Origin of the sequence: Streptomyces sp. NPDC020362, from assembly GCF_040642095.1 — a bacterium.
In the GTDB taxonomy this organism is placed as follows: domain Bacteria; phylum Actinomycetota; class Actinomycetes; order Streptomycetales; family Streptomycetaceae; genus Streptomyces.
Map to the genome: position 1 here is coordinate 1 of NZ_JBFAET010000259.1, position 10,529 is coordinate 10,529.

Sequence of the window (10,529 nt, forward strand, 5' to 3'; positions counted from 1 at the left end):
GCCGCGGCGATCCGGACGGTGAAGGTGCCGTCCGGGTGAGCGGTCACGGTCGCCGTGGACGGCCCGGCGCCCGCGTGGAAGGAGGCCGCCGCCGTGCCGGTGCCGAGCAGCCAGCGACCGTCGCGGCGCAGGCCGGGGCGTGGGTCCCGGTCCGCCCAGCCGAACCTGCGGGCGCCCTCGTGGAAGCAGGCGGGCAGGTGGCGGCCGGCGAACGGCAGGCCGGAGACCGGCCCGTTGTCGGGTTCGTTGCGCAGCCGCAGCTCGATCGGGTCGATGCCGCACTTCTCGGCGAGTTCGTCGAGCGCCGCCTCCAGCGCGAACGACCCCGGTGCCTCGCCCGGGCCGCGCATCCACGTCGGGGTCGGTACGTCGAGCCGTACGACGCGGTTGGCGGTGTGGTGCGCGTCGGCGTCGTACATGACCCGTGCCACCGCCGCGCTCGGTTCGACGAACTCGTGCACGGTGGAGGTGAGGTTGAGCGAGCGGTGCTCCAGTGCGCGCAGCCGTCCGTCGGTGTCGGCGCCGAGCCGGACGTGCTGGACGGTGGGACTGCGGTAGCCGGCCAGGGAGAACATCTGACGTCGCGTCAGGACCACTCGCACGGGGCGTTGCAGGACGGTCGCGGCCATCACGGCGGCCACCTGGTGGGCCCGGACACCCTTGCTGCCGAAGCCCCCGCCGACGTGTTCGGAACGCACCCGTACCGAGGCCGGGTCGAGCGAAAACAGGCTCGCGAGTTCACCCACCACCCAGGTGGCACCCTGGTTGGAGTCGACCACCTCGAGCCTTCCGCCGTCCCAGCGGGCGGTCGCCGCGTGCGGTTCCATCGGATTGTGGTGCTCTTCGGGGGTGGTGTACTCGGCGTCCACGACGACGGCCGATGCCGCCAGTTCGGTCTCGAGGTCGCCCTTCGCCGTCACCGCCGGCGCGTGGCTGTCCAGTGGGTAGGCGTCCGGATGCTCGCCCGTGAAGGCGACGTCGTGGGGCTCCTGTTCGTAGTGCACCACGAGCGCCTCGGCGGCCTCTCTGGCCTGCTCGGACGTCTCGGCCACGACCAACGCCACCGGCCAGCCCAGGTGCGGCACCCGGTCGTGCTGGAAGACGGCGCAGGTCGGGTCGGGCCTCGATCCCATCAGACCGGTGTAGTCGGTCTCTACGCGCGGGGCGTTGCGGTGGTCCAGGACGGCGAGGACACCCGGCATGGCGAGGACGGGCGCGCTCTCGATGGCACGGATGCGGCCACGGGCGACCGTGGAGAGCACCAGCCAGCCGTGCGCGAGGTCGGCGAACGGTATCTCCCCGGCGTAGCGGGCCGCTCCGGTGACCTTGTCCCTGCCCTCCACGCGCGTGTGCGCGGAGCCGACGGAGGGCGCCGACGTGGGTGTCCCGGTGGTGACGGTGGTCATCGGGCCGCCTCCTCGGCGAGTTCGGTCAGCACGGCCACCATGAGGTTGCGCATCAGGGTCACCTTGTATCCGTTGTGCGGCAGGGGCCGCGCCGCCGTCAGTTCGGCGTCCGCCGCAGCTGCGTAGGTCTCGGGTTCGGCCGGTGCGCCGGTCAGGACGCGTTCGGCCGCGACGGCCCGCCAGGGCCGGGAGGCAACCGCTCCCAGGGCGATGCGCACGTCCCGGACGACGCCGTCGCGGACGTCGAGCGCGACGGCGACCGAGCCGAGGGCGAACGCGTACGAGGCGCGCTCGCGCACCTTGCGGTAGCGGGAGTGGGCGGCCGCAGGCACCGGCGGCAGGGTGAGGCCGGTGATCAGCGCGCCCGGTGGCAGGACGGTCTCGCGGTGCGGGGTGTCGCCGACGGGCAGGTAGAACTCGCGAAGCGGCAACTCCCCCGGCCCGTCCGCGGTTTCGTAGTGGACGACGGCGTCGAAGGCCGTGAGCGCGACGGCCATGTCCGAGGGATGCACGGCCACGCAGTGGTCGGACGCGCCGAGGATCGCGTGCTGGTGATGTTCGCCCGCGACAGCGGGGCAACCACTGCCGGGTATTCGCTTGTTGCAGGGCTTGGTGACGTCGGTGAAGTAGCCGCAGCGGGTGCGCTGGAGCAGGTTCCCGCCGACCGTTGCCATGTTGCGCAGCTGCCCGGACGCACCCGCCAGCACCGCCTGCGCCAGCGCCGGGTAGCGGCGCCGGACGTCGGGGTGGGCGGCCAGGTCGCCGTTGGTGACCGTGGCGCCGATGCGCAGACCGCCCTCCGGCGTCGACTCGATCTCGTCGAGCGGGAGTTCACGGATGTCGATGAGCCGGGCGGGGCGTTCGACTCCGGTCTTCATCAGGTCGACGAGATTGGTGCCGCCTGCGAGCAAGCGGGTGTCCGGATCGGCACCGAGCAGCGCGACGGCGCCGGCCACGTCCGACGCCCGCTGATAGCCGAACTCCCTCACGCCGCGGCCTCCTTCGTCTCTGCTGCAGGGCTGACCGGTGCCGCGGGGGCCGTGTCCGTGTGCGCCCCGTCCCCGGCCGCGCGGGCGACCGCCTCGACGATCGAGACGTACGCGCCGCAGCGGCACAGGTTGCCGCTCATCCGCTCCCGGATCTCCTCGGCGGTCAGGGGCGGTGGTCCCGTTTCGGGCCGGAGGTCCTCGGTGACGGCGCTCGGCCAGCCCGCCGCGTGCTCCTCGATCACCCCGATCGCCGAACAGATCTGCCCCGGGGTGCAATAGCCGCACTGGTAGCCGTCCAGGTCGAGGAAGGCCTGCTGCACGGGGTGCAGCCGCTCGCCGTCGGCCAGCCCTTCGACGGTGGTGATCTCGCGGCCTTCGGCCGCCACGGCCAGTTGCAGGCAGGCGACGGCCCGGCGCCCGTCCAGCAGGACGGTACAGGCACCGCATTGCCCCTGGTCACAGCCCTTCTTGGAGCCGGTCAGGTCGAGGCGCTCGCGCAGTGCGTCGAGCAGGGTGGTGCGGTGGTCGACGGGCAGTGTGTACTTCTCGCCGTTGATCTTCAGGGTGATGACACTGGACGTCGATAGGGCCATGGGTAGCTTCTTTCGCGTTTCCAGGACAGAGGGGAATCCGGGACGAAGGTGAGGCGGGGCCGTCCGGCAGCCGGAGCACCGGACGCCGCCGAGAACGCGTCGTACGGGTCCGTGGGCGTGGGCGGACCGCAAGTGCGGAATGCTGGGGCCGAAGGTGACAGCGGCCGACTGCCCCGGGGGCACGGCCACAGCTATCGTGGACACAACCGGACAGCTGTCCGTTACCTGGAAACTTAACGGACAGCTGTCCGGTTAGCAAGGGCGGGGTTCGGCCACGAACCCTTGAGGAGGACGAGTGCCACAGAAGAAGGGCGCACCCCTGCGCTCTGACGCGCAGCGCAACCGCGAGCGGATCCTGGAAGTGGCACTCGCCGAGCTGACGCGCTGCGCGGACGTCCCACTGAGCGTGATCGCCAAGAAGGCCGGCGTCGGGCAGGGCACGTTCTACCGCAACTTCCCCAACCGCGAGGCACTCGTTCTGGAGATCTACCGCCACGAGATGCAGCAGGTCGCCGACAGCGCAGCCCACCTGCTCGGCACTCTGCCCCCCGAACAGGCCCTGCGCGCCTGGATGGACCGGCTCGCCGAGTTCGCCATGGCCAAGGCAGGCCTGGCCGACGCCATACGGCAGGTCACCAGCGCACCGGGAAGCCCGGCGAAGCCGGCGCACACACCAGTGACGTCCGCGGCGCAACGTCTGCTCCGCGCCAACGAGGAGGCCGGCACCATCCGCCCCGGAGTCACCGCGGACGACTTCCTCCTCGCCATCGCGGGGCTGTGGCAGCTCGACCCGCACGACGACTGGCAGCCACGCGCCACCTGGCTCCTCGACCTCGTCATGGTCGGTCTGCAAGCCGGGGCGCCCGGCCGGTGAACACCGCACCGCCGACGCGCCGCACCGCCGACGGCGGGCCGCCCGGGCCGGTGAAGGGGGTACGGCCGCCAAGGCGGTGGGACGGCGTGGCGGCCGAGGCGCCGGAGCTGAGGCTGCGAAGGGACCGCGAACGGATGCGGAGGTGTCAGGCGAGGTCTTCGGCGGGCTTCGCCCCCTGGGCCCGCAGCCAGGCGGCCAGGTCGGTGTGCCCGGAGCGGCGCGCGGCGTCGAGCGGGGTCAGCCCGTCGTGGCCGATCCAGTTGACGTCACCGCCGCGCTCCAGCAGGTGGGCGGCCGTCCGCTGCTGTCCACCGTGGCAGGCGCACCACAGCGCGTTGGTGATGTCGTCGCGGCCCGGCGGCTCGGCACGGGGCGGGAACCATGCGGCGACGCGGTCGGCTGCCCCCAGGGCGGCTGCCTGCCACAGGCTGGTGCGGGCACCCCGTTCCAGCAGGCGCCGGGCGGCGTTCCACTGGCCGAAGGCGACCGCGTCCGCGATCGGTGTGCCGCCGCCGATGACCGCGCCGTCGGCTTCGATGTCTGCACCGAGGTCGAGGAGGACGTCCAGGACGGGGACGTCGTCGGTGCTGGCCGCCCAGTGCAGCGGGGTCTCGCGGTGCGGGCCGGTGAACCGGGCGTTCACGTCCGCTCCGGCCGCGACCAGCGTGGTCACGGTGTGCGGGCCGCCCGGGTAGTGCCCGGGCCAGTCGGTGGCCACGTGCAGCAGGGTGCGGGCGGTCTTCGCGTCGCCCAGCCGGGCCCCGGCGAGGCCGGGATGGGTGATGAGCAGGGCCTGCAGGGCCGGCGCATCGCCGTTGCGGATCGCCTCGACGGCGGCACGGGCCGGCGGGGCGGTCATGTCGAGCAGCATCGGGCCACCTCCTCGTTCACCCCTGGGTAGCACGGCTCACTGACAATGCCCGCGGACGATGCGGTGCGTCGACCGGCTCGCCCTGCCGGGCGGAGAAGACCACTCAACGTGGGAGCCTGACATCGCGGCGCTGGATCGCCGCGGTACCGCCCAGTTCGTCGAGCAGATCGGCGAGCAAGCCGCGGGCCGCGTCGAACGCCTCGGCACCGAAGCGGTCTCTCAGGCGCGCTTCGAGGTGTGCCCGAGCACGGCGGGCGGCGCTCACCGCTTCCCGGCCACGGCGCGTGAGGACGACGCGGCGGATGCGGGCGTCGTGAGCGTCCTGGACGCGCTCCGTGTAGCCGAGCCGCTCCAGCTCCGCCACCGCTTTCGACGCACCCTGCTGCGTCATGTCGAGCTTCGCCGCGAGGTCGCTCACGGTCGGCTGCGCATCGATCAGGTGCTGGAAGACATAGCCGTGGGACATCCGCAGGTCACCGAAGCCCATCGAGGCAAGGTCCGCCTGGACTGCCGTGGTGGCGGCGAAGCCGGCGAAAAGAGCGAGGCTGCCCAGGTCGAGGTCGTGTGGTTCGAGTGGTCCGTGCACACGGCCAGTCTCGGGTCGACAACCACCATTACGCAACTTCAGTTGTACAACTGACGTTGTGCATCTACGGTTGTTCCCATGGCGCAGATCGACGAACACCCCCATGTCCGCACCGCCGTCCGCTATCACCAGGCCGTGGCCCGGCTGGCGGCACCCGAGGAGCTGAAGCAGTTCCTGCATCCGGACATGGTCCACACCCAACTGCCCAACACGCTCTTCCCGGACGGCACCGTCCGTGATCTCACGGAGTCACTCACCGCCTCGCAGCAGGCCCGCACCCTGCTCTCCGGCCAGCACTTCGAGGTGATCAACGCCGTGGCCTCCGGCGATCAGGTCGCGCTGGAGGTCACCTGGTCGGGAACCCTCGCCGCCCCCTTCGGCGACCTGCCCACGGGTCACGTACTGCGCGCGCACATCGCGGCGTTCCTCGAGTTCCGGGACGGACGGATCGCCGCTCAGCGGAACTACGACTGCTACGAGCGCCTCGCTCAGCCGTGACCTACCGCTCGTAACCATGGCCCACCCCTCGTAGCCGTGACCTACCTCTGACAGCCGTGGCTCCCGCTCGTAGCCGGGGCCCTCCGCTCGCCGAGCGACCGGCCGAGGGGAGATGCTGGTTCACGTTCGGGTGCTCCACCGAGCGCCCCGAGTGATCAATGGCCGGCAGGAGTCTGATCCGAGGCCGGCCGGAGGAGTTCGACATGGCCGTGGCTGACACCGGGGTGGAGGTCCTGATCGTCGGTGGTGGGCCGGTCGGGCTCACGGCCCGAGCGCTGCTGGAACGCTGGGGCGTGCGGTCCTTACTGGTCGAGAAGCACCGCGAGCTGTCGCCGTTCCCACGGTCCCGGCTGGTCAACGTGCGCTCGATGGAGATCTACCGCCGGCTCGGACTCGCTGACACGATCGCGGCGAATGCGTTCGCACCCGAATACGGACGCGTCCGCTTCCGCGACACCCTGCGCGACCGTGACTTCGCCACGGCGGCGATGATCGGCGTCAACACGCCGGTGCCGGAGAGCCCCGCGCTGGGCGTGGTCACCTCGCAGGACCGCCTGGAACCCACCCTGCTCGCCGCGGCGGACACACCCGTACGGTTCGGGGTCGAACTCGTCCACCTGGCCGAGGAGGCCGACGGCGTCCTGGCTCTCCTGACCGACCACCGGCGCGGCGAGGAGACCCGCATCCTTGCCCGCTATCTGCTCGCCGCCGACGGCGCGAACTCCACCGTCCGGGAACTGCTGGGAATCGGCACCACGGGCCCGGGAGCGATGGGGGGCTTCACCACCGTCGTGTTCGACGCCGACCTCGACCGCTGGTGCGCCCGCCGGCCCGCGGGTGTCTACTTCACCGCGCACGGATCGTTCACCCCGCTCTACCCGGAGGGCGGCTGGGCCTGGTTCGGTCCCACTCCCGAAGGCGTTGCGGGCGCCGACTGGCCCGGTCTCGTCTCGCGCGCCCTCGGCCCCGGCGCCGACGTGCGGGCCGAGGTGGTGCGGGTGCAGCACTGGGTGATGAACGCGTTCGCCGCCGAACGCTTCCGCCGCGGCCGGGTCCTGCTGACCGGCGATGCGGCGCACGCGGTGCCCATCATCGGCGGCCTGGGCATGAACACCGGCCTCGCCGATGTGCACAACCTGTGCTGGAAACTGGCGGGGGTGGTCCACGGGTGGGCCCAACCGGGCCTGCTGGACAGCTACGAGGCGGAGCGGCAACCCGTCGCCCACGAGACTCTCCGTCAAACGGTGGCCAACACGCACCTCATGCTGCAGGTGCAGAACCGGCGCCGCGACCAGCTCCGGTCCGGCGAAGTGGCGCCGCCCCGGGTCGAACTGCCGTGGTCGGAGCGGTTCTTCGCCCAGCTCGGACTGGTGCTCGGCGTCGGCTACCGCTCCGACGCCGTCCTCGCCGACGGCACCACCCCGTCCGAGCCGTCCGGCACCAGCACCAGCACCAGCACCGACTACGTACCCACCACTGAGCCGGGCCATCGCATGCCCCATCTCTGGCTCGCGCACGACCGCTCCACGCTCGACGCCTTCGGCGAATGGTTCACCCTGCTCACCCCGGACCCCACTGGATGGGCGCCCCGCACGACCGCACCCTGGCCCGTGCGCATCGAGACCCTGCCCGGGGAGCACACCGGCTTCTGCGGCCTCGGGCCGCGCGGAGCGCTGCTCGTGCGACCCGACGGCCACATCGGCGCCCGCTGGCGCGACCGGCCGCCGAACGACGCCGCCCTCCACCACGCCCTCACCGCGCTCACCATGCCAACGCTCCGCTAGAACGCCGAAACGGGCCTCCCCCGGCTCGGACAGGACGCCGAGGCACCGGCCGGTCGGCGCTCCTTCCCCGCATCGCAGCGCATGGGCCGCCCCTGCCGGTCCCCCCGCAGTGGCCTTGACCATGCACCGGACAACCCGGCCGCCTCTCCCCCCTTCCTGCTGCCCCGCCCAGCCCGGGCCTCGCCGGGCGGGCGGCGGTAGCCTGCTCGTGAGGGCAGCCATGGCCGATGACGTGCACATCCGGCTCCTCGGCGGCTTCGCAGTGGCGGTCGCGGACCGCCCGGTCGCCGCCGGGGCGTGGCGTCTGCGCAAGGCCCGCAGCCTGCTGAAACTGCTGTCCCTGTCACCGGGCCACCAGCTGCACCGGGAGCGGCTCTACGACCTGTTGTGGCCGGACCTCGACCGGACGGCCGCGTCGAACAACCTGCACCAGGTGCTGCACGCCGTGCGGCGTGCGCTGGCCTCCACCGGCGCGGCGGGCGACGTCGTCGTTCTCAGGGACGACCTGGTGCTGCTCGGCCCCGACGGCGGTGTGCGGATCGATCTCGACGCGTTCGACGAGGTGGCCCGGCGGGCCTCGGACAGCGGCCGGACCGCGGACTACCGTGCGGCGCTCGCCCTGGCCGCTCCCGATCTGCTGCCCGAGGACCGTTACGAGACCTGGGTGAGCGAGGCGGCCGTGACGCTGGAGACACGGCGCACCGCACTCCGGCTGGGGCTCGGCGAGGCACTGGAACACGCTCACCACGCGGCCGAGGCCATCGACGTCCTGCGCACCCTGGTGGCCGAGGACCCTCTGCACGAGCCCGGTCACCGGGCGCTGATGCGGGTCCTCGCCGACGCCGGGCGACGCGGGGAGGCGCTGGCCGCCTACGAGCAGCTGCGGGACAGGCTGCACCGGGACACCGGCGCCGACCCCGACCCGCAGACACGCCGCCTCTACCGTGAGCTGCTGGCCGACTCCGTCGAGCAGCAGCACGAGGAGAGGCCGGGGGCCCGACGGCACAATCTGCCCGCACCGGCGACAGCCCTGATCGGCCGGGAACGCGAAATGGCCGAGGTGGACAGGCTGCTCGGGCGGAGCAGGCTGCTGACCCTCACCGGGGCCGGCGGCTGCGGCAAGACCCGGCTCGCGCTCGCCGTGGCGGCCCGGAGGTGCGACGACTTCCGGGACGGGGCGTGGTTCGTGGACCTCGCCGGGCTGGCGGAACCGCATCTCGTGCCCGAGGCGGTCGCCGCAGCCCTGGGGGTGCAGCTCCCCCAGTCCGGCGGGGGCCGGGAGGCGCTGATCGCACAGCTCTCGGGACGGGCGATGCTGCTGGTGCTGGACAACTGCGAGCACCTCGTCGACGCGTGTGCCGCGCTGGCCTCGGAGGTCCTGGCTCGCTGCCCGGACGTCTTCGTGCTCGCGACCAGCCGGGAGCCGTTGCGCAGCTACGGGGAACGCACCTTCAGAGTGCCTTCCCTCGGCCTGCCCGATCCGCGTCGGCTGCCGGGCCTGAAGGAGGTGGGCCGCTTCGCCTCCGTACGGCTGTTCGTGGAGCGGGCTGCCGAAGCGTCCCCGGGCTTTGGGCTGACGGCGGCGAACGTGGAGGCCGTGGCGCAGATCTGCTTCCGGCTCGACGGAATGCCCCTGGCCCTGGAGCTCGCCGCGGCCCGGGTGCACGTGCTGGCGCCGCGTCAGATCGCCGAGCGGCTCGACGACGCCCTGGCCCTGCTCGGCCATGGCAGCCGGCGCGGCGCCACCCGCCAGGAGACACTGCTGGCCACCCTGGAGTGGAGCCACCGGCTGCTCGACGACGAGGAACGGCGCCTGTTCCGCCGGCTCGCGGTCTTCGCAGGGGGGTTCTCGCTCGCCGCGGCCGAGGAGGTGTGCGCAGAGGGTGTGCACGACACCTCCGTGCTGGACCTGCTCGGCCGGCTGGCCGACAAATCCCTGGTGTGCGTGGAGCCCCGGCAGGACGAGGTCCGTTACCGGCTGCTGGAGACGCTCCGCCAGTACGCGGCGGACCGCCTGCGGGCCGCGGGGGAACAGGCGGCCACCGAAGCGCGGCACCGGCGCTTCTATCTGGCACTGGCCGAGGCGCAGAACCGAGAGCCGCCCACCGGAGTCCGCGGGACGACGTCGCTGGAGCTGGAGGCCGACTACGGCAACCTGCGGGCCGCGCTGCGCTCCTTCCTCCGTCACGAACCGGACAGCGCGTTGCGGCTGGCCGTCGCCCTGCGCTTGTTCTGGCCCGAGCGAGGGCGCCTGGCCGAGGGCCGGCGCTGGCTGGAGGACATCCTGGCCGCCGCGCCGGAGCCCACCCCGCAGCGGGCGAGCGCGCTGATGGGGCAGGCCGTGCTGGCCATCCGCCTCGGCGACGGCTCCCCGCTGGAGGACATCGCCGAGCAGATCGTCGGGATCCACCGGCATCGGCAGGCCCCGGCGGAGCTGGCGTCCGCCCACTGCCAGCAGGCGATCCTGCTCTGGATGCGCGGGGCGTGGGACAGTGCCCGCAGCGCTCTCGACCGGGCCCGCACCCTCGCCCGCGACGCGAGCGATCCCTCGGTCCTGGCCGTCGCCGCGCACCTCGACGGCGTCTGGGCCGTCTGCCGCGGCGAGGGCGCGGTGGCCCGTGAGGCCTGCGAGGAGAGTCTGCGGCTCCTCGATGACGTCGGCACCGGGAACGGGCCGTTCTTCCCGGTCATGACACCGGGTTACGCCGTCGAGGACGACGGGGCCGGGCAGGTGTCGCTGTTCTTCGAGGAGACCGTGCTCGCCGGACGTACGGTCGGCCCGTCCCGTGCGCGGGGATACGCCCTGGCGAATCTCGCGTGGGCGAGCCGGCTGGAGGGCGACACCGGCGCCGCCGCCGCGGCGGCCGGACGCAGCGCCGACTGGTTCCGCGCGCACGCCGACCCGTACGGCGAGTCCCTCGCCCTCAC

General features: G+C 72.8%; 9 protein-coding genes. 4 read left to right on the plus strand and 5 right to left on the minus strand.

Going from position 1 to position 10,529, the window contains the following annotated elements:
• The 3 genes from AB0H32_RS43370 to AB0H32_RS43380 form a co-directional block, all read right to left on the minus strand.
• On the minus strand, positions 1-1,406 hold a 1,406-nt coding region (locus AB0H32_RS43370), incomplete at its 3' end, for a xanthine dehydrogenase family protein molybdopterin-binding subunit (RefSeq protein ID WP_361133600.1).
• Positions 1,403-2,395, minus strand: a complete 993-nt coding sequence (locus AB0H32_RS43375) for a xanthine dehydrogenase family protein subunit M (protein ID WP_361133603.1) — start codon at positions 2,393-2,395, stop codon at positions 1,403-1,405. The genes AB0H32_RS43370 and AB0H32_RS43375, both read right to left, overlap by 4 nt.
• Positions 2,392-2,988, minus strand: a complete 597-nt coding sequence (locus AB0H32_RS43380; RefSeq protein ID WP_361133606.1) for a 2Fe-2S iron-sulfur cluster-binding protein — start codon at positions 2,986-2,988, stop codon at positions 2,392-2,394. The genes AB0H32_RS43375 and AB0H32_RS43380 overlap by 4 nt, the downstream gene beginning before the upstream one ends.
• A 295-nt stretch (positions 2,989-3,283) precedes the next feature.
• Between AB0H32_RS43380 and AB0H32_RS43385 the strand changes: the two genes are divergently transcribed.
• A complete protein-coding gene (locus tag AB0H32_RS43385) occupies positions 3,284-3,862 on the plus strand; it encodes a TetR/AcrR family transcriptional regulator (RefSeq protein WP_361133609.1) in 579 nt (192 codons plus the stop codon).
• Between the two features lie 145 nt (positions 3,863-4,007).
• Here AB0H32_RS43385 and AB0H32_RS43390 read toward each other — a convergent pair whose 3' ends face one another.
• The gene (locus tag AB0H32_RS43390) at positions 4,008-4,733 is read right to left on the minus strand and encodes an ankyrin repeat domain-containing protein (RefSeq protein ID WP_361133612.1); all 726 of its coding nucleotides are present in this window, start codon (positions 4,731-4,733) and stop codon (positions 4,008-4,010) included.
• Between the two features lie 103 nt (positions 4,734-4,836).
• On the minus strand, positions 4,837-5,319 hold the full coding sequence (locus AB0H32_RS43395; protein WP_361133615.1) for a MarR family winged helix-turn-helix transcriptional regulator: 483 nt from the start codon (positions 5,317-5,319) through the stop codon (positions 4,837-4,839).
• Positions 5,320-5,397: 78 nt separating this feature from the next.
• Between AB0H32_RS43395 and AB0H32_RS43400 the strand changes: the two genes are divergently transcribed.
• From AB0H32_RS43400 to AB0H32_RS43410, 3 genes are all read left to right on the plus strand, one after another.
• Entirely contained in the window at positions 5,398-5,817 is a 420-nt protein-coding gene (locus AB0H32_RS43400) for a nuclear transport factor 2 family protein (protein WP_361133618.1), read from the plus strand.
• Positions 5,818-6,020: 203 nt separating this feature from the next.
• A complete protein-coding gene (locus AB0H32_RS43405; protein WP_361133621.1) occupies positions 6,021-7,601 on the plus strand; it encodes an FAD-dependent monooxygenase in 1,581 nt (526 codons plus the stop codon).
• 220 nt (positions 7,602-7,821) lie between these two features.
• The coding region (locus AB0H32_RS43410) for a BTAD domain-containing putative transcriptional regulator (RefSeq protein ID WP_361133624.1) at positions 7,822-10,529 on the plus strand (2,708 nt) is incomplete at its 3' end.